Genomic DNA, 21742 nt, shown 5'->3' on the forward strand with positions numbered 1-21742 from the left:
GCCCCCGGACGAGGAGACCCCGTGCCCCTCACCACCACCGGTGACCTGGTCAGCCGGGCCCGCGCGGCCCGCACCGCCGTCGTCGCCTTCAACATCATCACCCTCGAACACATCGAGGCCGTCATCGCCGGCGCCGAGAGCGCGCGTGTGCCGGTCGTCCTCCAAGTCAGCGAGAACGCCGTCAGGTTCCGCCAGGGCCGCCTCCTCCCGCTCGCCCGCGCGGCCGTCGCCGCCGCCGAACGGGCGGCCGTACCCGTCGCGTTGCACCTCGACCACGTGCGCTCCCACGCCTTGCTCCAGGAGGCGGCGGACGCCGGTTTCAGTTCCGTGATGTACGACGCCTCGCATCTCCCCTACGCCGACAACCTGGCCTCGACCCGCGCGGCGGCCGACCGGGCACACGCCCAAGGGCTCTGGATCGAGGCGGAGTTGGGGGACATCGGCGGCAAGGGCGGGGAAGCGCCACGTGACGCCCACGCGCCCGGTGCCCGCACCGACCCCGCCGAGGCCCGCGCCTTCGTGACCGACTCGCGGGTGGACGCCCTCGCCGTCGCCGTCGGCAGCGTGCACGCGATGACCACCCGGACCGCCGCTCTCGACCACGCTCTCCTCCGGCGGCTGCGGGCCTGCGTGGACGTGCCGCTCGTCCTGCACGGCTCCTCCGGCGTGCCCGACGGCGAGTTGAGGGCGGCCGTCACCGGCGGAATCGCCAAGGTCAACATCGGCACGGCCCTCAACCTGGCCATGACCGGTGCGATCCGCGACTACCTCGCCGCGCATCCCGACGCGGTCGACTCGCGCGGCTACCTCGCCGTCGGACGGGAGGCGATGGCGTACGCCGTCGAGCGGATCAGCAGCGGGCTCATCCCCGCTTGACGGCCTTCAGCACCACGAACTTCGGGTCAGCGGCGACCAGTTGGCTGTTGCCGAACAGGCGCCGAAGCTTCACGTGGTAGCCGAGGTGCCGGTTGCCCACCACCCACAACTCCCCGCCCGGCCGCAGCACGCGCCGCGCCCCCGTGAACATCCGCAGGGCCGTGGCGTCCGTCGTGGCCTGGTGGGAGTGGAAGGGCGGGTTGTTGAGCACGAAGTCCACGCTGTCGTCGGCCACCCCCGCGAGCCCGTCCCCGACCCGGAACTCACCGTGCCCCGGCACCCCGTTGGCCCGGTACGTCGCCTCCGCCGAGGCAACCGCCTGGAACGACTCGTCCGTGAACAGCACCTCGGCCTGCGGGTTGGCCAGCGCCACGGCCGTTCCCACGACGCCGTTGCCGCAGCCCAGGTCGACGACGCGCTGGGCGCCCTCCGTCGGCGGCAGATGCCCGAGGAGGAACCGGGTGCCGAGGTCGAGCCGGTCGGCGCAGAACACGCCCGCGTGGTTGACGACCGGCCGCCCGGCCAGCGGACCGATGTCGGCCGGGAGGTCGTAGCCGTACGGCCACGGGTTGGCGGGACGTTTCAGCGCGGGGTCGGGATCGCAGAAGATCAGCCGGGCCTTCTGCTGGGCGAGGGAGGTGCGGGTGGGACCGAGGAGCCGCTCGAACAGCCGGAGGGTCGAGGTGTGGATCTCCTTGACCATGCCCGTGGCGACCACGACCGTCCCCGCGTGCACCGACGGCGCCAGCCGCAGCAACTGGTCCTCCAGCAGCGCGAGACTCTTCGGTACCCGCACCAGCAGCATGTCGACGCGCTCGGGGGGCCGGTCCTGCGTGGTCAGCAGCCGTACGGAGCCGGGTTCGACGCCGTTGCGGGCGAGGTTCGCACGGGTCGCCTCCTGCCCCAGCCAGGAGTCGGTGATCTGCGTCGGCCGGTGCGCGGCCAACGCCGTCACCAGCGCGCCCCAGCGGTCGCCGAGCACGACGACCGTGCCGGACAGCGGAACGTCCTGCTCGGCCAGGTGGCGCAGCAGGTACGCGTCGGAGGCGTCCCAGGCGCGCAGCCTGTCACGCGGGTCCTCGGGGTGGCGGGCCAGTGCGACCTCGCCCCACGGCGTCGTCATACGGTCGTTCATCGTGGGTCAAGGCTAGCCCAGCCGCAGCTCAGACCCGGTGGGGCAGGATGGTGTCATGGACACCGAGCTGTTTCCCCGGGAACGCGCGGAGGTCGCGCCGGGCGCCGTGCACCTGCCGGACTGGCTGGACACCACCGCTCAGCGGGAGCTGCTGGCGGCCTGCCGGGACTGGTCCCGCCCACCCGCCGGTCTGCGCACCGTCCGCACGCCCGGCGGCGGCACCATGACCGCCCGCCAGGTCTGCCTCGGCCTGCACTGGTACCCGTACGCCTACGCCCGCACCGTGGTCGACGGCGACGGCGCCCCGGTGAAGCCGTTCCCGGCCTGGCTGGGCGAGCTGGGCCGGCGTGCGGTGACCGACACGCTGGGCCGGGAGGCGGCCGGAGGGGCCGCGTACGACATCGCACTGATCAACTTCTACGACGGCGACGCGCGCATGGGCATGCACCGCGACGCCGACGAGAGGTCGGACGCGCCCGTGGTGTCCCTCAGCCTCGGCGACACCTGCGTGTTCCGCTTCGGCAACACCGAGACCCGTACCCGCCCCTACACCGACGTCGAGCTGCGCAGCGGCGACCTGTTCGTGTTCGGCGGGCCCTCCCGGCTCGCCCACCACGGGGTGCCGCGGGTGTGTCCCGGGACGGCCCCGGCCGGGCTGGGCCTGACCGGCAGACTGAACGTGACCCTGCGGGTCGGCGGCTTCCCGGACGCCCCCTGACGCCCCAGGACCGGGGCCGGACCGATCCGACGGGGACGCCCTGGCGGATCATGGGAGACTCGCCCTCATGAGCGGCAAGGCGGACCCCCGGCCGGCGGGGGAAGGGACCACCTCGAGAGCGCGGTTGGACCGGGGGCGCGGTGCGCTCGGTCCCGCGCTGGAGCTCGTGCACACCGGGCGGGCACCGACCCGCGCGGTGCTCACCGCCGAACTCGGCGTCACCCGCGCCACGGCCGGCGCGGTCGCCGCCGAACTGGAGGCCCTGGGGCTGATCCGGGTCGACGCGCGGCCCGGCGCCGCCGCCGGCTCCCAGGGCCGGCCCTCCCACCGGCTCACGGTCGACGAGGACGGCCCCGTCGTGCTGGCCGCGCAGGTGCACGCCGACGGCTTCCGGGCCGCGCTGGTCGGCCTCGGCGGGCGGATCGTCGCCACGACGCCCAGCTGCGAGGCCGTCGACGCCGACCCGGCCAAGGTCCTCGGCGCCGCCGTGGAGGCCGGGGCCGACCTGCTGCGCCGGACCGGCCGGCGCTGCGTGGGCGCCGGGCTCGCCGTGCCGTCCGCGGTGACCGCGCCCGAGGGCCTGGCGCTGAACCCGCTCCACCTCGCCTGGCCGGTGGGGGCGCCGGTCCGGGAGATCTTCGCCGAGCGGGTCCGCGCGGCCGGCCTCGACGGTCCCGCGTTCGCCGCCAACGACGTCAACGCCGCCGCCCTCGCCGAGCACCGGCACGGCGCCGGACGCGGCGCCCGCGATCTGCTGTGCGTGGCCACCGGGCACCGCGGGGTCGGCGGCGCGCTCGTCCTCGACGGGCGCCTGCACACGGGCAGTTCGGGCCTCGCCCTGGAAGTCGGGCACCTCACCGTCAACCCCGAGGGCCGCCCCTGCCACTGCGGCAGCCGCGGCTGCCTCGACGTCGAGGCCGACCCGCTGGCCCTGCTCACCACCGCAGGCCGCGAGCCCGGCCCCGAGGGCTCCCTGCTCCAGCAGGCCAACGAACTGATCCGCGACGAGTACGCCGACCCCGTCGTCCGCACGGCCGCAGAGGCCCTGATCGACCGCCTCGGCCTGGGCCTGGCGGGCCTGGTCAACATCCTCAACCCCGACCGCATCATCCTCGGTGGCCTGCACCGCACCCTCCTGGACACCGACCCCGAGCGGCTCCGCGCGGTCGTCACCGACCGCAGCCTGTGGGGCCGCAGCCAAGGCGTCCCCATCCTCGCCTGCTCCCTCGACCACAACAGCCTGGTCGGAGCGGCGGAGCTGGCCTGGCAGCCCGTCCTGGACGACCCGCTGGCGGCGCTCAGCGGCGGGTAGCCGTGGCCGGGGCGGTCGCCGCTACGGGCAGGCGTCCGTGCGGAACTCCTCCATCGACGCCGTCCGCCGGCCGTCACGGTCGGCGCCCGGTGCGTCGTCACCTGCGAAGTAGCGCACCTGGCCCGGTCGGAGCGCGGCCAGGTCGGCGAGCGTGAAGGTCACGTGGGCAGTGGACCAGGAGTTGTCCGAAGTCCAGCCGTACAGGCTGTATGTGCGGCCCCTCTCCAGCGCCGCGGGCATCGGGTCGTCGACGCTCCAGCCTCCGCCTCCGCCGCCGCCTTCGGTGGTCAGCGGCCAGGTGAGGAGTCCCTCGGCGGGCGGTGTCCGGCTCCACTGTGCCACCGTGCCGCTCCGGTCCTCCGCGCCGTCCTCGTACAACATGGCGCCGTCGATGTGATCGTGACACGTCGTCAGCACGCCGACCGGCCGCCCGTCCTCGGTCACCGTGACGCCGGTGGTGCCGGCCACGGGTACGGTGCAGCCGGCCGACGAGGCCGGCGCCACGACCCCGACGCAGGTCACCGCCGCATGTCGTACTCGCCCTCGTACTCGTCCTCGCACAGGACCCTTTCGACCGTCGGAGCCTCACATCCTGGTGTCCGACGTGAGGCGGATCAAGCCCTGACCACCCGGACCCCCGCCGCCCGTCCCGCCGCCCTGGCGCAGGAGCGGCCCTTTCCGATGGTCAACGGTCACCAGGCATGGCCGGACGGGCCGGTGCGTGCCGCGTCGAAGTGACGCCGCCTCCTCCCGTACCGTCCGAAGTACCCCCGCTCGATGGATCAGGAAGGTGACGTCATGACCGACAGGCTGACCGTGAGTGTGCTGGGCACCGGCATCATGGGTGCCGCGATGGCCCGCAACCTCGCCCGCGCCGGACACACCGTCCACGCCTGGAACCGCACCCGCGCCAAGGCCGAGCCACTGGCCGCCGACGGCATCACCGTCGCCGACAGTCCGGCCGACGCCGTCCGGGGCGCCGATGTCGTGCTGACCATGGTCCACGACGGGCCGGCCGTCCTGGAGGCCATGCGCTCGGCGGCCCCCGGTCTGCGGACCGGCACCGCCTGGGTGCAGTCGACGACCGCCGGGGTCGACGCCGTCGAGGACCTGGCCGCCTTCGCCCGCGATCACGGCCTCGTCTTCTTCGACGCGCCCGTGCTGGGCACCCGCCAGCCCGCCGAGGCCGGTCAGCTGACCGTGCTGGCCGCCGGACCGGACGCCCACCGCGGGGCCGTGCGTCCCGTCCTGGACGCCGTGGGCGTCCGCACGGTGTGGACCGGAGAGGACGGCGCGGCCGGCACCGCCACCCGCCTGAAGCTGGTCGCCAACAGCTGGGTCATCGCGGCCACCGCCGCGGCCGGCGAGGTCCTGGCCCTGTCCAAGGCCCTCGACGTCGACCCGGACGACTTCTTCGAGCTGATCGCCGGCGGCCCCCTGGACATGGGCTATCTGCGCGCCAAGTCCGCCCTGGTCCTCGAGGACCGGCTGACACCACCCCAGTTCGGCGTGGCGACCGCGGCCAAGGACGCCCGGCTGATCGTCGAGGCGGGCGCCAAGCGCGGTGTACGGCTGGACGTGGCCGCCGCGAGCGCCGACCGCCTGGAGCGCGCCGTCGTCCAGGGACACGCCGACGAGGACATGGTCGCCGCCTACTTCGCCAGCTTCGAGGACCAGCCGCCCGCCTGACGGGCGGACGGAGCCGCGTACCATCCCGGCTCACCGAGGAGGAGCGGCATGTCGGAGCCGTCCACGACCATCTGGTACGCGTGGGACGACGGCCGGTCCTGATCGGCCTCGACGGGGGCCTCGCCGACATCGACGCACGGGCCGGGCCGCACCGTCACGCCGGTACGGCGCGGCGCGGCCGGACCGTCAACTCGCCCCCGCAGTTGGGGCAGACGGCCTCCATGGCCTCGGCGCACGGCACGCAGAAGGTGCACTCGTAGGAACAGATCCGGGCGGGCGCGTCGTACGGCAGGGCCGCCGTCGTGCAGCGCTCGCAGGTCTTGCGCATCTCCAGGGCCATGCCGGGCGCTCCTCGTGGACGGCGTGTCGTGTCACGGCCCATCCTCGGCACGCGCGCCGTCCACGGCAGTCGCCCGGCGGGCCAGAGACCGACACGATCGGGCCATGGCCTGGGAGGACCGTGCGGACGGCGTTCACCAGTGGCGGCCGCCCGGCAGGGCCGAGCGCCCCGGCGCCGACAGGTGCAGCACCTGGAACAGGTCCCCGTCCGCCTTCGGCGTGCCGTGCTCCCACAGCGAGAAGTGCACGGTCTCCCACCGGCTGGTGTCGACGGCCGCCGCCGCGAGCACCGCCCCGTCCTGCCGCGCCAGCCGTCCGGCCTCCTCCACCGCCTCCGCCGCCACCTCGGCGTACACCGCCCCGTCCGCCACCGGCGCACGGTGTCGTACGGCGAACAGGGCCGGGGAACCCGCGGCCACGCCCTCCTCGTAGGCGAGACCCGTCCACTGCCGTACCGCCGGACGCCCGAAGTCGTTGCTCAGGCCCTGGAAGGGGCCGCCCCACAGGAAGGCGTTCATTCCCTCCGTGCTGTTCCACAGGTAGAACGGCGCATACTGGCTGACCGGCGATCCCTGGACCCCGCGCTCGCGCAGCAGGTACGCCTTGACGCCCAGGCCCGTCCAGTCGTCCAGGAGGTGTCCGACGCGGGCCACCCGCGCGCGGACGATCCCGGTGTCATAGTCGGCGGGCAGCGTCAGCTCGTACTGCATGGCGTGCATCGGGGCTCCTCAGACGGTCGGGTGGTCGTGGGGGCGGAGCAGGGAGAGCAGGCCGCGCACCCCCGCGTCGAAGGCGGCGGGCGAGCGGGACGCGCGTGCGAGGACATAGCCGCCCTGCACCGTCGCCAGGACGGTCGCAGCGATCGCCTCGCCGTCCACCTCCGGCCCGAACTGGCCCTGCTCCTTGCCCTCCTCGACGATGCCGGCGACGCGCTCGCGGATCGCGTCGAGGGTCTCGTCGAGCGGCGCGCGCAGGGCGTCGTCGGCCACGACGTCCGGGTCCATCGTCAGCCGGCCGACGGGGCAGCCGCGCAGCACGTCCCGCTCACGGAGCAGGTAGGCCTCGATGCGTTCGTACGGGGTTCCGGGTCCGTCGAGTACTCCCTCGGCGGTAGCCCGCAGCTCCTCGGCGGTCCGCCGGATCGCGGCCAGGGCGAGGTCCGGTTTCCCGGTGAAGTGGTGGTACATGCTGCCCTGTCCGGCGCCGGCGCGCTCCAGGATCGCCTTGGGGCTGGTGCCCACGTAGCCGCGCTCCCAGAGCAGCTCCCGCGTGGACTCGATCAGTCGTTCCGCAGTGCTCACCCACCCACTGTACATACTAGTAGTTACAGAATCGAGGATGTGGATCGTGCATGCCGGGAGCAGCCCGCACGCACGCGCCTACTCCCCAGGAGGTAGCCACACTGCCGCTGCCCGGACGACGACCCGGCCTACCTCCCGGCGGGAGTCTCGGAACATCACCGTCGAGACCTACCTGGGAGATGACCAGAGATGCAGACCCTGGCGAACTGGGACGGCGGCCCCGGCCCGTGGATCCTGTTCTTCCCGCTGATCTGGGCCGCCGTCGTGATCGGCGTCGTGACCCTCCTGCGCCGCACGGTGTGGCGAGGCCGCCGCGGCCCCTGGGCCGCCGACCCCCGCCCGAGCGGCGACTCGCCCCTCGCGGTCCTCGGCCGCCGCTTCGCCTCCGGCGAGATCGACGAGGACGAGTACTGGCGCCGGCTGTCCGTCCTGGACGAGCAGTTCGGCCGCAAGGGCGGTGCGTGATGACGACGGCCACCACCATCCGCACCGCCGCCCGCGTCACCGACGCCGTGAAGGTGTACGGCGCCGGCGACACCGCCGTACCTCCCGGTCGCGCGCGGTCACGGGCGCCGGCCTGCTCGCCCTGGCCGTCGCGGTCACCCTGACCGGCGTCCTGGTCGCGCCGTCCGTGTGGCTGGCGGGATCCGGCGCGGCCCTGGCGCTGGCGGCCTTCGTCGTCCTCGGCCCGGTCGCCTCCACCACCGCCGTACGCGTCCTCGGCAGCCCGCTCGGCCGGCTGCGCGGCGTCACCGGCGCCCTCGCCCGGCGCAACGCCCTGCGCAGCCCGAAACGGACCGCCGCCACCGCGAGCGCCCTGATGATCGGCGTGGCCGTGGTGGCGCTGTTCACCGTGTTCGGGGCCTCGTTGAAGGCCACCATGGACCAGACCGTCTCGCGGTCCTTCGCCGGGGACGTCGTCGTCAGCACACCGTCCTTCGGCGCGGGCGGCAGCGGTCTCAGCCCGAGGCTCGCCCCGGCCGTCGCCGCACTGCCCGAGGTCGACACCGCCGTCGGACTCGGCCGGGGCGTCGCCGAGGTCGACGGCAGGGGACGGGCGCTCACCGTCACCGACCCGGCCGCCCTGGAACGCTCCTTCGATCTCGGCGCCGTCGAGGGGAACCTGCGGGCTCTCGGCGCCGACGGCATCGCGATCACCCGTGAGGAGGCCGACCGCCAGGGACTCGCCCCCGGTGACACGGCCCGCCTCACCTTCACCGACGGCCGCACCACACCGTTCACCGTCCGCGCCGTCTACGGACAGTCCGAACTCGTCGGCGACTACGTCATCACCCGAGCCGCCTGGGCCGCGCACCGCACGCAGGACGCCGACACCCTGGTCGCCGTCACCTTCGCCGACGGGGTGGGCACGGACACCGGCAAGGCCGCCGTCGAGCAGGTCGCCGAGCGGTTCGGGAACCCCGACGTCCAGACCCGCGACGAGTACGCGCGGTCCTCGGCCGGCGGCATCGACATGATGCTCACCCTGGTCTACGCCCTGCTCGCCCTCGCGGTGCTCATCGCCCTGCTCGGCATCGCCAACACCCTCACCCTCGCCGTCCACGAGCGCACCCGTGAACTGGGTCTGCTGCGGGCCGTCGGCCAGACCCGGTCCCAGCTGCGGGCCATGGTCCGCTGGGAGTCGGTCCTGGTCGCCGCGTTCGGCACGGCGGGCGGCCTGCTGCTCGGCACCGTCCTCGGCTGGGTCCTCGTCCGGGCCTCCGACGGGGCGAGCGACAGCGCGTTCGCCTTCGCGCTCCCGCCCGCACAGCTCGCCGTCGTGGCCCTGGTGGGCCTCGCCGCCGGAGCCCTGGCGGGCCTGCGACCCGCCCGGCGCGCGGCACGCCTGGACGTCCTGCGGGCCATCGCGACAGAGTGAACCCGGTGGCCGGGGGCGGCGCCGGGTGCCCTGCCCCGTACATGACCCCGCCGCACGCGCGGATCACCACTTCGGTGACTCCGCCGTACGGCGAAGGGATCACCGCCCGGTCAGCCGACGACGGCCGACCGGGCGGGAGCATGTGCGGGACTGAGGTCGCCGACCGTCACGACCTCCGGGAACAGCCGGTCCGCGGCCAGTCGGCGCGGAGGCCGCGCTGCCCGCTCAGGTGCCGCGACCGCCGTCGGAAGCGTGAACCAGACGACCTTTCCGGACTCGCCGTCCGGCCGGGCGCCCCAGTCCTCGCTGACCGCGGCCACCATGGCGAGCCCCCGCCCGCAGGTGGCGAACGAGTCGACCGCCTCGATGTCGTCGACCTGCGGAAGCCGGGGGTCGTGGTCGCGCACCGAGACCGTGAGCCGGTCGAGGAGCAGTTCCAGCTCCACGGTGCACGTCTTGTCGGGCTGGGCGTGCAGATGGACGTTGGTCAACAACTCGGTCACGCCGAGCGCCGCCCGGTCTATGAGGGGATCGAGATGCCAGTAGCGCAGTTGCGCCGATACGATTCTGCGGACCTGGCCGATCCGCGACGGCAGGGCTTGGAGCTCTACCGCGCAATGCCTGCTTGGGTTACTGATCACGGCTGCGACTCCCCGACTTGAGGTCCGGAAGAACACGGAGTTCGGATCGATCGGCGTCTGCGCCGGCGCCTGTCGTTCGGATCGAAAGACCCTAGGACGGCCGCCTGCTGTCATGGCCGGCGGGCTGGTTCGCAGCGTTATCGCCGGTAAACCCAGAGTGACGTGAGACCAGCGTGGCGCAAGGGGCGCAAATGCGCAACTCGCCGTGGCCGTGCGGCCACTCCGGGTCCGCCGCGCTGTTCGGCCACGCGGGACCGGTGACGCCTCAGCGCACCGGCCGCCCCTCAGCCCTTGCGCCCCGCGGCCCTGCGTACGGCCTCGATGAACCGGCGTGCCGCGGGTGGCCCCGGCTCACCGGGTGCCGGGTCGTGGTCGCCCAGGGTCAGCAGGTACCGGTTGCCGTTGAGATCGGCCAGCGCCCGGTCCTCCGGGGCGAACCACGGCCGTGAGGCCCGTACCGCCTGCACCGGCGCGCTGTCGATCTCGCTGCCGTAGCTGGTGAGCAACTCCAGCCGGCCGTCGTTGATCCGGACCTGCCCGGCCCGGGTGAGCGAGCGCAGTCGCTTCCCGATCCGTACGCCCGTCGCCGTGAACTCCGGCTCCGCCATCCCCGCCCCCTTGCGCGTGGGTGTGCCGGCCCGCGCTCCTGAGCGGGCCGGAAACCAGCTCGTGTCGAGATCCAGTGTGCGTCCCCGTGCGGGGTGTCGTGATCCAGTGTCGGTCGTCCGCCTGCGGAACCCGCGTCCCGCCCGGTGCAGTCTGCCCCCGCAGGGCGTCGAGCACCAGTACGTGCGACGCGCCGTCCGGGGGCGCCCGGAGCACTCGCGTGAATGCGCCCCCGTCGGCCGGCCCCTCGCCCCCAGGGCCTCCTTTGAGACCCTCAAAGAAGCGTTTATGCAGGTGAGAAGCGTGCGGAAGGTGCCTATGATCGAGGCGTCGGCCGCGTGAGGCGCCGCCGGCGCACCGCACGAAGGAGCCCGCCGTGACCAGCCCCCAGCAGACCCGGACCGGCGTGACCCTCGACGTCGACCGCAGCGATTCCGCTTACCGCCGCTGGCTGAAAGAAGCCGTCCGCAAGGTCCAGGCCGACGCCAACCGCTCCGCCGACACCCACCTGCTGCGCTTCCCGCTGCCCGAGCGGTGGGGCATCGACCTCTATCTGAAGGACGAGTCGACCCACCCCACCGGCAGCCTCAAGCACCGGCTCGCCCGCTCCCTCTTCCTGTACGCCCTGTGCAATGGCTGGATCAGGCCGGACCGCCCCGTGATCGAGGCGTCCAGCGGCTCGACGGCCGTCTCCGAGGCCTACTTCGCCAAGCTGATCGGTGTGCCCTTCATCGCCGTCATGCCCCGCACGACCAGCCCCGAGAAGATCCGTCTGATCCAGTTCCACGGCGGACAGTGCCACTTCGTGGACGACTCACGGAAGATGTACGAGGAGTCCGCCCGCCTGGCGACCGACACCGGCGGCCACTACATGGACCAGTTCACCTACGCCGAGCGGGCCACGGACTGGCGCGGCAACAACAACATCGCCGAATCCATCTTCCGTCAGCTGGAGCTGGAGCGGTTCCCGGAGCCGGCGTGGATCGTCGCCACGGCCGGCACCGGCGGCACCTCCGCGACCCTCGCCCGGTACGTCCACTACACGCAGCACGACACCCGCATCTGCGTCGCCGACCCCGAGAACTCCTGCTTCTTCGAGGGCTGGACCACCGGCGATCCGGACGTCACCTGCGACTGCGGTTCCCGCATCGAGGGCATCGGGCGGCCCCGTATGGAGCCCAGCTTCGTGCCCGGCGCCGTGGACCGGATGATGAAGGTGCCGGACGCCGCCAGCGTCGCCGCCGTCCGTGCCCTGGAGGGCGCCATCGGCCGCAAGGCGGGCGGGTCGACGGGAACCGGCCTGTGGAGCGCGCTCAAGATCGTCGCCGAGATGGTGGCCGAGGGCCGGCAGGGCAGTGTGGTCACCCTGCTGTGCGACCCGGGCGACCGCTACCTCGACAAGTACTACTCCGACACGTGGCTCGCCGAACAGGGCCTGGACATCGGCCCCTACAGCGCCGCGATCGACTCCCTGCTCGCCACGGGCGTGTGGCGGGACTGAGCGGGCACGCCGGCCTCCGCCGCCCGGCCGCTCCTCACGCCCGCCCGGCGATCCGCCGGTCCAGCCGCGTCACCGCGCCCCGAAAGCTCCGCCCCAGGCCCGGCCGGGCCAGCCGCAGTACTCCCCGGAAGGCCGCCGTCCCGTCCGCGGCGAACGTCCACCGCACCCGCGTCCCCGCACCGCAGGGCGTCAGCCGCCACTCCTCGATCAGGGCCCGCGCTCCCGGAGCGTTGGTGACGTCGACCCGGTAGGCGTACACCTCGGGTTCCTTCGCCACAAGGACGGATTCACGGAACCGTGTCCCGCCCCTGAGCCGCACGTCGCGCCCCGCACCGTTGTCGACTCCCCGCGCCGACGTCACCGCGGGGAACCAGGCGGCCCACCCGGCCACATCTTCGGCCAGCGCGCGGAAGACCTGCTCCGGCGACGCGGAGATCTCCTCCGTGAAGACCAGCCGTACCGGCGCGGTCGTGAGGAAGCCGAGTCCCTCGGGACGCAGACGGTGAGCCATGCAGGCAACTCCTCAGGGCCGAGGAAACGGGTGCGTCACGGGTGCGTCACCCTAACCGGCGTCCCCTCAGATGTCTGCACCTTCGGCGGGCTCACCGGCGACGACCAGCCGCCGCAGATGCTCGGAGATCTCCGCGCGGGCCGCGCCCGGCAGCCCGGCGTCCGTCACCAGCGTGTCGACCTGCTCCAGCGCCGCGAAGGAACTCAGCCCCACCACACCCCACTTGGTGTGATCGGCGACCACCACGACCCGGCGCGCCGACTGCACCAGCCGCCGGTTGGTCTCGGCCTCAGCCAGGTTCGGCGTCGACAGACCGGCCTCGGCCGATATGCCGTGCACGCCGAGGAACAGCAGATCGAAGTGGAGCGCCGTGATGGCCTGGTCGGCGACCGGCCCCACCAGCGAGTCGGACGGTGTGCGCACCCCGCCGGTCAGCACGACCGTGGCCGCCCCCTGCCGGGGACCCGAGGTGCGCTGCGCCACGTGGAAGACGTCGGCCACCCGCACCGAGTTGGTCACCACGGTCAGATCCGCCACGTCCACCAGCTGATGGGCCAGCGCGTACGTCGTCGTACCGCCCGACAGCGCGATCGCGCTGCCCGGCGCGACCAGCTCGGCCGCAGCCCGCGCGATGTCCTCCTTGGCACTCAGCTCCAGGCCGGACTTGGCCTCGAAGCCGGGCTCATGAGTGCTCGCCTCCACGATCGGCACCGCACCGCCGTGCACCTTCTCCAGGACGCCCTGACGGGACAGCGCGTCGAGGTCGCGGCGCACCGTCATGTCCGAAACGCCGAGCTTGCGCGTCAGCTCGTTGACCCGGACACCGCCCCGGCGCCGGACCTCGTCCAGGATCAGTGCGCGCCGCTGCTCCGCGAGGAGGTTCTGATTCTCACTCACGTACGCTCCGGTCCTCTCGACTCAAGCCGATCCACTCCGTCCGACACGCCCGCGCACCTGCCCCGACAAGGGCATTCCGCCGGTCGGCGGCGGCGCGGGCGTCCCATCCTCGCACGGGCGGTCACCGGCCGTACCACCACCCGCCCGTCGCGCGCATGCCACGCCGATGACACCCGACGGTCCCGTTCCCCGCATGGAACGGGGGAGATTCGGTGACAACGGGTGTGCACACACCGCTCAGCGGCGATCCTTGTGCCGCACGCACACAGAGCGACAGCGCGTCACGGGGGAAGTGCCAGAACAGTGGAACGTGCGCAGGAACGAACCCAGACCGACCCGGCGGCCGGAGCCGCCCTGGAACTCCTGGTCCACGGCGTGGGCGGAGCCACGCCCGAGAAGATGCTGAACGATCCGCGCACGGTGCGGATCACCGGCGACGACACGGCCGCCATGTACCGGCGCGAGGATGACGTGGACGCCGAGGCGGCGGACGCGGCGGCCGGCGGCCCGGCGGCCCGGCCGGTCCCCGAGGCCTATGTCTGGTCCAACCTCACCTCCGGCAACGGCACCCGCGCCCTGTGGCTCCTGCTGCTGCCGTTCATGGTCGTCAACCTCGCCCACTGGATGCGTCCCGCCGCCCGGGAACGCACCCGCACGGTCCGCCTGTACGGACTGCTGGTGCGGCTCACCGGCCTGACCCTGACGGTCCTGCTCGTCGCCGCCGCCTGCGAGGTCGCCCTCGACCTGACGGCCTGGCAGTGCGCGGGCACGCGCGCGTGCGCCGAACGGCACTCCTGGCTGGGCTTCCTCTCACCGGCGGTGTCCGACAGCGGCTGGTGGAGCCTGCCCGGCCGCCGCCTCGCCCTCGCGGCCGTCGTCCCGACGGCCCTCACCGTCCTGCTCTGGTATCTGTCCCACCGCACCTGGCGGGCCTACGAGTCCCAGGAGCCGCCCAGCGGCGGGACGGAACCGGAGGACGCCCCGGGCCACACCGCCCTCGGGCGCCCCGGCTTCTGGTACGGGCGCCGCCTGGTGGCCCGGCTGCGCGCGGCCCACACCGCGGCGGGCCTGCTCACCGTGGCCGCCGCCGTCGGCACCGCCGCCGCACGCGAGGACCGCAGCCCCGGCGGTCCCGTCCTCCTCGACATCCTCGGCCGGCTCCTGGAGGCCGCCCTCGCCGCCGGCGCGCTCGCCACGGTCTGGGTGGTGTGCCGCCGCGGCCGCAGCGAACATCGCCTGGACCGCCGCCTCGACGCCCACCTCGTACGACGCCTGCCGCTGGCCGCCCTCGCCCTGCTCGCCCTCACCTTCGTGTACGCCGGGTGGGAGCGTCCCGCGTGGCGGTCGGCCGGCCGGCTCCCGGGCGATGTGACCTTCGGCGCGATCGCCCTCCTCCAGGGCGTACTGGTCATCGCCCTCGCCGTCGTCGCCTCGACCCTCTACCGCGGGTCCCGGAGCGATCCCGAAGGGCGTGCCGCCCTGCGCGGCCTGGGCGGGCCAGCCGTCGCCATGCTCGCCTGCGCCCTCGGCGGCCTGATGTCCGGCGGAGTCTCCCAGCGCGTCTCGGACTGGCTGGACGGCACCGGGACCTACCTCGCCGGACCACCGGTCCTGCTGACCTGGCAGGCGTCCGTCATCCCGGCGCTGCTGACCGTGCTGCTCGCCCTGTGCGCCCTGCTCGCCCGCGAAGCCGTGCGACTGGCCCGCGCCGAGCGGGTCGCGGTGGCCCACGAGTACGGCGCCGACCCGGGCGACACCGCCCGCACCCAGCGCATCGCCCGCGCCCGCGCCATGGCCACGCTCACCGACCGGGCCCCGCTCCTCGTCGCCGTCACCTCCACCACGACCCTGCTGCTCGGTGCGGGCGCGCTCGTCGGCGCCTTCGCCACCGGCAGAACCCCCGACCGGGCCGCAGAGACCGCCCACCCCTTCGTCCACGGTGCCGCCCAGACCGGCCAGGCACTCGGCTCCTGGCTGATCGGGCTCGGCTTCATACTCTTCGTCACCTGGGGCAGGCGCGCCTACAAGGACGCCTCCGCACGGCGCACCATCGGCATCCTCTGGGACGTCGGCACCTTCTGGCCGCGCGCGGCACACCCCTTCTCCCCGCCCTGCTACGCCGAGCGCGCGGTGCCCGACCTGACCTGGCGCATGGCCACCTGGACCCGCGCCACCGGCGGACGCCTGGTGATCTCCGGCCACTCCCAGGGCAGCGTCCTCGCCGCCGCGGCCGCCTGGCAGCTCAGCCCCGCCGACCGCAGCCGCGTCGCCCTCCTCACCTACGGCTCACCGATCGAGCGCCTCTACGGCCGCTGGTTCCCGGCTCACTTCGGTCCGGCCGCGCTGAACGCCCTGCACGAGGACATCGACTGCTGGCGCAACCTGCACCGCCCCACCGACCCCATCGGCGGCCCGGTCCGGCTGTCCGGCGACGACTGCGGCCCCGAGGTCGACCGTGCGGCCCTCGCCGACCCGCTGGCCTACGGCCGCACCGAGGCGCACCCCCTGCCCTCACCGATCCTCGGCCACTCCGACTACCAGGCCGACCCGGCCTTCGCGCAGGAACGCGAACACCTCCTGTCCCGCCTGCACAAGGAGGTCCCGGCGCAGCGAGCGAAGGCCGAGGATTAGGCGGGCAGCTCCGGCAGGTCCTCCGCGTACAGGAGGGTCAGGTCGTCCGTGTCCGGGTCGGGGACGTGGGCGACGCGGCTCGCGTGGCGTTCCACCATCGCCTCGAAGGTCTGGCGGGCGGTACGGCCGTTGCCGAAGGCGGCGCCCTTGGGGATCTCCGTGAAGTACTTAAGGAGAGCCTCCGAGGTGCCCGGCGCCAGCCGGTACTCGTGCTCCTCGGCCTGCTGCTCGACGATCCGCAGCAGTTCGTCGGGGCCGTAGTCGCCGAAGGTGATGGTCCGGGAGAAACGGGACGCCACACCGGGGTTGACCGACAGGAACCGCTCCATCTCGGCCGTGTACCCGGCGACGATCACCACCACGGCGTCCCGGTGGTCCTCCATCAGCTTCACGAGCGTGTCGATGGCCTCCTTGCCGAAGTCGCGCCCGGCGTCCTCCGGGGAGAGCGCGTACGCCTCGTCGATGAACAGCACACCGCCACGCGCCCGTTCGAACGCCTCCTGGGTGCGGATCGCGGTGGACCCGATGTGCTCGCCGACCAGGTCGACGCGCGACACCTCGACGAGATGACCCTGCTCCAGCACGTGCAGCGCGGCGAGGATCTCGCCGTAGAGCCGGGCCACCGTCGTCTTGCCGGTGCCGGGGGAGCCGGTGAAGACCAGGTGCCGCTTGACCGACGCGGCCTTGAGACCGGCCTGCTGCCGGCGCCGGCCCACCTCGATCATGTCGGTCAGCGCCCGCACCTCGCGCTTGACGCTCTCCAGGCCCACCAGGGCGTCGAGTTCACCCATGACGTCCGTGGAGCTACGCGCCTCCGGCTCGGGTCCGGCCGCGGCCGGCCGCGGCTCCGGCACGGTGGCACGCTGCTGGGGGAGTGCGCCGAGGAGCCCCGGTGAGGCAGGCGCCGCTTCCACGGCCGTCTCCGGCGCACCCGGCGTCGGTACGCCCGCGCTCTCGTCGCTCGTGCAGTCCTCGACCACGGGTCCGGAACCGGCCGCGGCGTCCGCGCCGGCGTCCGCGAACTCGTACCCCCGGCGCGCGCAGCGCTCGGTGCGGCACTTGCGCAGTGTCGTACGGCTGCCGTCTATGACATGGAAGCCGTAGCCGCCGCTGTTGGTGACCCGGCAGTTCAGGAAGCTGCCGCGACCGCCGGCCGACACGTAGAAGCCCGCCTCGGCGGGGGAGTCGACGGTGCAGCGCTCCACGGTGGGGTCGGCGCCCTTGGTGACGATCACGCCGGTCTGGGTGGCGTCCACCGTGCAGTTGCTGAGGGTGCCGCCGCTGCCGTGGTCGCGGAACCAGGCGCCGGTCGCCGCGTCCCTGATCCTGCAGTCGTCGAGCTGGGCGGTAGCGCCGTCGCTCACCGACACGGCCGTGTTGCGCACCTGGAAGAGGTCACTGTCGACGACGTCCGCGCGCGAGCCGCGGTCGAGGACGAACAGGGCGTCCGGCACGTCGTGCACCCGGCAGGAGTCGAGGACCACGGTGGCGCCGTCGCTGACCCAGACGGCCGGGTAGTCGCCGGTGCTGTCGAAGATCTCGCACTGGTTGGCGTCGACCCGGGTGCCCGGGTCCCACACCGACAGGCCGTTGCGCCCGAACTGACGCACCGTCGTCCGGGTCAGCGTGAGGACGGAACGGGAGCGCAGGTCGACCGCGTTCTCCGGGATGTCGTGGATACGGCAGTCGGCCAGTGTCAGGACTGCGTCCGTGTCGAGCGTGACACCGTCGGCGGTGGTGCGGTGAACGTCGCAGTCCGTGAGGTGCGCGGTGGCGCGTGCGGTGATCTGCACGCCGCTGCCCCGGACCTCGTAGACCTCGCAACCCACCGCCTCCAGGGCGGAGTTGTCGCCGGTCGCGCTCAGGCCGGCCCCGGAGGCGTGGTGCACCCGGCAGCGCTCCAGCCGCGGGTGGCCGCCTCCGCGCACGGCGACCCCGGCCTGCCCGGCCGCGACGACCTCGCACTCCTCGAAGACCCCGCCACCGCCGTCGACCACGGCGATGCCGATGCCCGCCGGGTTGTCGACGGTGCACCGCCGGACCGTCGGACGCGCGTCGCCGCGCACCTCGATGCCGGCCGCGGACCGCGTGACGATGCGCAGGTCCAGCAGTTCCGGCGTGCCCTCCTCGACGAGCACCGCGGGCGCCGCCGCGTCCTGGCCCTCCACGTGCAGGTCCTGCACCACGGCCGAGGCCCGCACGGTCAACGGCACGCCGTCCGGGGGCGCGATGCGCACGGAACCGGGGGAGCCCTCGGGACCGCGCAGGGTCACCGCAAGCTGCACGACGAGGTTCTCCCGGTAGGTGCCCGGGGCGATGGTGAGGACGTCGCCCTCGGCCGCGGCCTCCAGGGCGGCGGCGAGCGACGCGTACTCACCTGTGCGGCGGCGCCACCTCGATGTACCGGTGTGCGTCACCTGGACCGTGCCCTGTGCCATGGCGTTGCTGTGCCCCCACCTCGGTCTGTGCTGATCACTCGGTCGTCCGCGGGGCGCTCCAGCCGTGTCGCACCCCTGCGGCTCCCTCGCGCGCGGGTCGATGCCGAATGCTCGGCCGGTCCACCGTAGCGTGCGCGCGGGCGGTGGGTTGACCAGAGACGGAAGGCTGTCAGCTGCCGGTGCCGGTGCGGCCCCAGTCCGGGCCCGCGCGGTCCCACGCCTGGTCCCAATGGGCGTACCGGCGGCGGACCATACGCCGGACGACGAGTCTTCGGACACTCTCGACGAGGCCCGCGGTGAGCAGTGCAGCGCCGAATCCGGCGAGGACGGCGTGGGTGGTCGCGGTGGCGGCGTCCAGGGGGCGGGCCGCCAGACGGCCGTGCGTGTCCGTCCACAGTGGGAAGTGGTCGCCGCGATGGGGGGCCTTGAGGCCGGCGAGGACCGTGCCGTGACGCGGGGTGCCGTCAGGTGCGGTCCAGTCGGCGAGGACGCGGGTACGACTCTCCCGTCCGGCGGCCTCGGGGTCCGCATCCAGCACCGAACCCTTCAGCTCGCGCACCACGGTCGCCGTGACCTGGTGGCGGGAGTGCCGCTGCTCGCGGACCGCCTGCTGCAACGTGTCCTGAGCGAGAGCGCCGACGACAGAGCCGAGCACGGGTGCCACCAGCAGGATCAGGAGCAGGGCCGTCAGCGCCACCCAGGCCTCGGCCAGATCCGTCGTACGGCGCAGCGGATTGTGCCGCCAGCGCCAGAGCCCACCGATCGCTCGCACCACCCGCACCCCCTTGTCGCTCCGTGATAACGCCCCGCGGAGCCGTTCACCCACGGGTCCGGGCGAAGAGAGAGCCACGTCACCTACGGCCGGGTCCTCTCGTGAACGGCTCACGAAAGGCACAACGGGCGGGGTGCGGGCGCGGGTTCCCACGGGGGCGCGGGCCGGGCGCCCGGCCGGGAACCAGGGCGGGACCTGCGGACTAGCCGAGGATCTCGACCGGGTCGCCGGTCCGGACGGTGCCGCCGGAGAGGGGCACCAGGTTCTGTCCGAAGACCAGCTTGCCGCCGAGCCGGCGGTGGCGGCCCAGTGTGTGGAGGGGTTCCCTGCCGCGTTCCGCCGTGCTCTGGTCGGTCGTGGTGACGACGCACCGGCCGCAGGCCTTGGCGACCCGGAAGGCGACCTCGCCGATCGTGAGGTGCGACCAGCCGTCCTCGGCCCACGCCTGCGTGCCGCCGACGACCAGGTTGGGCCTGAAGCGGTTCATCGGCAGCGGCCCCTCCGCGGCGTGCTCGTCCCGCGCGATCAGTGAGTTGAGGGCGTCGAGCGAGGTGGCGGAGGTGACCAGCAGCGGATACCCGTCGGCGAACGTGACGGTCTCGCCGGGCCGTCCGTGGTCCGGGTCGACGGGACGGCGGGTGGCGGGGTCGTCCATGTGCAGCAGACGTACGTCCGCGCCGAGATACGTGCTGCACCAGGTGTGCGCGGCGTCGTCGGCGAGAACCCCCTCCACCTTGTCGCGGAACATCTGCAGCGACACCGTCCCCACCGGCTGCGGCACGGAGACGGTCAGCGGTTCCAGACCGGGTGCGGACAGACGGACGCCGCCGCCGGGCAGAAGCTCGGCGGCGGCGCACGCGAGGCGCGGCTGCTGACGTTGCGTGACGACCTTTCCCCCGTCGTCGATCAGCGCCCAGCGTCGGTCTCCGGCCAGCCCCCAGGGCTCCACCACGGCCTCCCGGGGCGACTGGCCCCGGAACGCCTTGACCGGATGAACGTGAATCGACAGCAGTTCCGCATTCCCCATGGCCTCATCCTGCCAGGTGGCAGCGACCGTCCCCGGGTCGGCTCAGTAGCCGCGGTACTGCTGGTTGTTGTACGGGTCCTGGTACTGGGGCGCGGCGGGCCGTGGAGCCGCGGGGCGCATCGCGTCGTAGCCCGTGCCCGGAGCGGCCGGGCGCGGCTGCTGCATCTGCGGTCCGGGGTATCCGCGCGGCGCGGTGGCCTGCGGCGGGATGTACGCGGCCGGCGCCTGCTGCAGCGGGGCGGGCTGCTGCGCCTGCGGATAGCCGTAGGCGTAGGCGTAAGGGGACGGGGCCGCCGGGAGGGCGGGCAGTGCCGACGGCAACGCGGGCAGGTTGCCGCCCGTGTCGTAGGCGGCGGGGACCCGGATCGGGGCGATCTGCGGGGTGCCCCGCTCGGCCACGAGGGAGTCGTAGATCGGGGTGTCCGGGAAGGAGGCGGAGTAGTAGCCGCCGCCATAGGTGGAGCGGGGGGAGGTCATGGCACATAAGTTAAGCCCACGATGTGCTGGTTGGGGAGACCGATAAGAGGGTTGTTTTCCGTGTCGGCGGTGACTCCGGATACCCAATGCGAGCGAACTTGGCAAAAAAGGGGCGGCAATCATGGTTCGGATCGTGTAAAGGCCGAGTTCCGGACGGGTTACCGACGGTTGGACAGGGATCTTCCGGCGCCATGGATGGGAGTTCGCGCTCCGGGCGAATAGGTTGACGAGTAGACAACCTGAAAGGCGCCGGAACGTGCGGTCCGGCCGGTCACACGCGATGGGGGCGGACATGTCCATGCCGAAGGGGTCCAATGTTCCGGTTCCGACGACGGCACTGCGGGTCGAGGTGGGCCGCAGGTCGGGACCCGGCGTCCCCGACGCGGACGCCTCGGCCCTCCTGCTGATCAGCGGAAAAGTCCGCTCGGACGCCGACTTCGTGTTCTACAACCAGCCCGGGCACTCCTCCGGCGCGGTCCGTCACGAGGGCAAGCAGGACGCGGGCGGCAGGGTGACCGACACCCTGATCGTCGACCTCGCGCGCGTGGAGCCCGCCATCGAGACGGTCGTCCTGGCCGCCTCGGCGGACGGCGGCACCTTCGGGCAGGTGCCCGACCTCGCCGTCGAGGTACGCGACGCGGGAGCGAACACCGTGGTGGCCCGGTACGACGCCACCGGCGCGACCGTCGAGACGGCGTTCGTGCTGGGCGAGTTCTACCGCCGCCAGGGCGCCTGGAAGTTCCGCGCAGTGGGCCAGGGCTACGACAGCGGCCTGGCGGGACTGGCCACCGACTACGGCATCACCGTCGACGAGCCGCAGCAGACGGCACCCGCCGCACCGACGCCGCCGCCCGCCGTCCCGAGCTTCCCGGTCACCGTCACCGTCCCTTATACAAAACTTCAGCTTCCCCACAAACCAAAAATGTAAAGCAACGGGGTGTCCCAACCAACAAAAAAAAAAAACAAACAAGGAAAAGGGAAAGAAGACAAAG

General features: G+C 73.2%; 21 protein-coding genes and 2 pseudogenes. 9 read left to right on the plus strand and 14 right to left on the minus strand.

Annotated features, from left to right (window positions below):
- The first annotated feature begins 21 nt into the window (after positions 1 to 21).
- The gene (locus tag P1P75_RS25395) at positions 22 to 876 is read left to right on the plus strand and encodes a class II fructose-bisphosphate aldolase (RefSeq protein ID WP_319259244.1); all 855 of its coding nucleotides are present in this window, start codon (positions 22 to 24) and stop codon (positions 874 to 876) included.
- On the opposite strand, the gene P1P75_RS25400 is transcribed toward P1P75_RS25395, so the two are convergent.
- Entirely contained in the window at positions 863 to 1999 is a 1137-nt protein-coding gene (locus tag P1P75_RS25400) for a methyltransferase (protein WP_319259247.1), read from the minus strand. The genes P1P75_RS25395 and P1P75_RS25400 overlap by 14 nt on opposite strands.
- Before the next feature lie 67 nt (positions 2000 to 2066).
- Here P1P75_RS25400 and P1P75_RS25405 point away from each other — a divergent pair, with 67 nt between their 5' ends.
- Together P1P75_RS25405 and P1P75_RS25410 are read left to right on the plus strand one after the other, a co-directional pair.
- Positions 2067 to 2729 carry an alpha-ketoglutarate-dependent dioxygenase AlkB gene (locus P1P75_RS25405; RefSeq protein ID WP_319259197.1) on the plus strand — a complete coding sequence of 221 codons (663 nt, stop codon included), beginning with the start codon at positions 2067 to 2069 and terminating at the stop codon, positions 2727 to 2729.
- 67 nt (positions 2730 to 2796) lie between these two features.
- A complete protein-coding gene (locus tag P1P75_RS25410) occupies positions 2797 to 4041 on the plus strand; it encodes an ROK family protein (protein ID WP_319259200.1) in 1245 nt (414 codons plus the stop codon).
- A gap of 21 nt (positions 4042 to 4062) precedes the next feature.
- Here the strand turns inward: P1P75_RS25410 and P1P75_RS25415 are convergent, their stop codons facing one another.
- A complete protein-coding gene (locus P1P75_RS25415) occupies positions 4063 to 4509 on the minus strand; it encodes a hypothetical protein (protein ID WP_319259203.1) in 447 nt (148 codons plus the stop codon).
- Positions 4510 to 4839: 330 nt separating this feature from the next.
- Here P1P75_RS25415 and P1P75_RS25420 point away from each other — a divergent pair, with 330 nt between their 5' ends.
- The gene (locus P1P75_RS25420; protein ID WP_319259206.1) at positions 4840 to 5730 is read left to right on the plus strand and encodes an NAD(P)-dependent oxidoreductase; all 891 of its coding nucleotides are present in this window, start codon (positions 4840 to 4842) and stop codon (positions 5728 to 5730) included.
- Here P1P75_RS25420 and P1P75_RS25425 read toward each other — a convergent pair.
- From P1P75_RS25425 to P1P75_RS25440, 4 genes are all read right to left on the minus strand, one after another.
- Positions 5694 to 5888, minus strand: coding sequence for a hypothetical protein (locus tag P1P75_RS25425; RefSeq protein ID WP_319259209.1), 195 nt, complete (start codon positions 5886 to 5888; stop codon positions 5694 to 5696). The genes P1P75_RS25420 and P1P75_RS25425 overlap by 37 nt on opposite strands.
- Positions 5885 to 6070 (minus strand): DUF1272 domain-containing protein, encoded by a 186-nt coding sequence (locus P1P75_RS25430; RefSeq protein ID WP_319259211.1) that lies wholly within the window; start codon positions 6068 to 6070, stop codon positions 5885 to 5887. The genes P1P75_RS25425 and P1P75_RS25430 overlap by 4 nt, the downstream gene beginning before the upstream one ends.
- A 133-nt stretch (positions 6071 to 6203) precedes the next feature.
- On the minus strand, positions 6204 to 6788 hold the full coding sequence (locus P1P75_RS25435; RefSeq protein ID WP_319259214.1) for a DUF4865 family protein: 585 nt from the start codon (positions 6786 to 6788) through the stop codon (positions 6204 to 6206).
- 9 nt (positions 6789 to 6797) lie between these two features.
- A complete protein-coding gene (locus P1P75_RS25440; RefSeq protein ID WP_319259217.1) occupies positions 6798 to 7385 on the minus strand; it encodes a TetR/AcrR family transcriptional regulator in 588 nt (195 codons plus the stop codon).
- Between the two features lie 174 nt (positions 7386 to 7559).
- On the opposite strand from P1P75_RS25440, the gene P1P75_RS25445 reads away from it, so the two are divergent.
- Positions 7560 to 7835 (plus strand): SHOCT domain-containing protein, encoded by a 276-nt coding sequence (locus tag P1P75_RS25445; RefSeq protein WP_319178492.1) that lies wholly within the window; start codon positions 7560 to 7562, stop codon positions 7833 to 7835.
- 82 nt (positions 7836 to 7917) lie between these two features.
- A pseudogene (locus tag P1P75_RS25450) lies at positions 7918 to 9249 on the plus strand (ABC transporter permease); the annotation flags it as partial.
- Positions 9250 to 9359: 110 nt separating this feature from the next.
- Here the strand turns inward: P1P75_RS25450 and P1P75_RS25455 are convergent.
- The gene (locus P1P75_RS25455; protein WP_319259220.1) at positions 9360 to 9890 is read right to left on the minus strand and encodes an ATP-binding protein; all 531 of its coding nucleotides are present in this window, start codon (positions 9888 to 9890) and stop codon (positions 9360 to 9362) included.
- Positions 9891 to 10174: 284 nt separating this feature from the next.
- Positions 10175 to 10498 (minus strand): hypothetical protein, encoded by a 324-nt coding sequence (locus tag P1P75_RS25460; protein WP_319259223.1) that lies wholly within the window; start codon positions 10496 to 10498, stop codon positions 10175 to 10177.
- A gap of 374 nt (positions 10499 to 10872) precedes the next feature.
- Between P1P75_RS25460 and P1P75_RS25465 the strand changes: the two genes are divergently transcribed.
- The gene (locus tag P1P75_RS25465; protein WP_319259226.1) at positions 10873 to 11997 is read left to right on the plus strand and encodes a PLP-dependent cysteine synthase family protein; all 1125 of its coding nucleotides are present in this window, start codon (positions 10873 to 10875) and stop codon (positions 11995 to 11997) included.
- Between the two features lie 34 nt (positions 11998 to 12031).
- Here the strand turns inward: P1P75_RS25465 and P1P75_RS25470 are convergent, their stop codons facing one another.
- Both P1P75_RS25470 and P1P75_RS25475 read right to left on the minus strand, forming a co-directional pair.
- Positions 12032 to 12508, minus strand: a complete 477-nt coding sequence (locus tag P1P75_RS25470) for an SRPBCC family protein (RefSeq protein WP_319259228.1) — start codon at positions 12506 to 12508, stop codon at positions 12032 to 12034.
- 66 nt (positions 12509 to 12574) lie between these two features.
- On the minus strand, positions 12575 to 13405 hold the full coding sequence (locus tag P1P75_RS25475; protein WP_319259231.1) for a DeoR/GlpR family DNA-binding transcription regulator: 831 nt from the start codon (positions 13403 to 13405) through the stop codon (positions 12575 to 12577).
- A gap of 399 nt (positions 13406 to 13804) precedes the next feature.
- On the opposite strand from P1P75_RS25475, the gene P1P75_RS25480 reads away from it, so the two are divergent.
- Positions 13805 to 16036 carry a hypothetical protein gene (locus tag P1P75_RS25480; RefSeq protein WP_319259249.1) on the plus strand — a complete coding sequence of 744 codons (2232 nt, stop codon included), beginning with the start codon at positions 13805 to 13807 and terminating at the stop codon, positions 16034 to 16036.
- Here the strand turns inward: P1P75_RS25480 and P1P75_RS25485 are convergent.
- From P1P75_RS25485 to P1P75_RS25500, 4 genes are all read right to left on the minus strand, one after another.
- Entirely contained in the window at positions 16033 to 18474 is a 2442-nt protein-coding gene (locus tag P1P75_RS25485; protein ID WP_319259233.1) for a right-handed parallel beta-helix repeat-containing protein, read from the minus strand. The two genes, P1P75_RS25480 and P1P75_RS25485, sit on opposite strands and share 4 nt — an antisense overlap.
- Positions 18475 to 18643: 169 nt before the next feature.
- Positions 18644 to 19246, minus strand: coding sequence for a hypothetical protein (locus tag P1P75_RS25490; protein ID WP_319259236.1), 603 nt, complete (start codon positions 19244 to 19246; stop codon positions 18644 to 18646).
- A 202-nt stretch (positions 19247 to 19448) separates the two neighbouring features.
- On the minus strand, positions 19449 to 20273 hold the full coding sequence (locus tag P1P75_RS25495; protein ID WP_319259239.1) for an MOSC N-terminal beta barrel domain-containing protein: 825 nt from the start codon (positions 20271 to 20273) through the stop codon (positions 19449 to 19451).
- 42 nt (positions 20274 to 20315) lie between these two features.
- A complete protein-coding gene (locus P1P75_RS25500) occupies positions 20316 to 20750 on the minus strand; it encodes a DUF6643 family protein (protein WP_319259241.1) in 435 nt (144 codons plus the stop codon).
- A 298-nt stretch (positions 20751 to 21048) separates the two neighbouring features.
- Between P1P75_RS25500 and P1P75_RS25505 the strand changes: the two are divergent.
- A pseudogene (locus P1P75_RS25505) lies at positions 21049 to 21630 on the plus strand (TerD family protein); the annotation flags it as partial.
- Between the last annotated feature and the right edge of the window lie 112 nt (positions 21631 to 21742).

Origin of the sequence: Streptomyces sp. ID05-39B (assembly GCF_033794725.1) — a bacterium.
In the GTDB taxonomy this organism is placed as follows: Bacteria; Actinomycetota; Actinomycetes; order Streptomycetales; family Streptomycetaceae; genus Streptomyces; species Streptomyces bobili.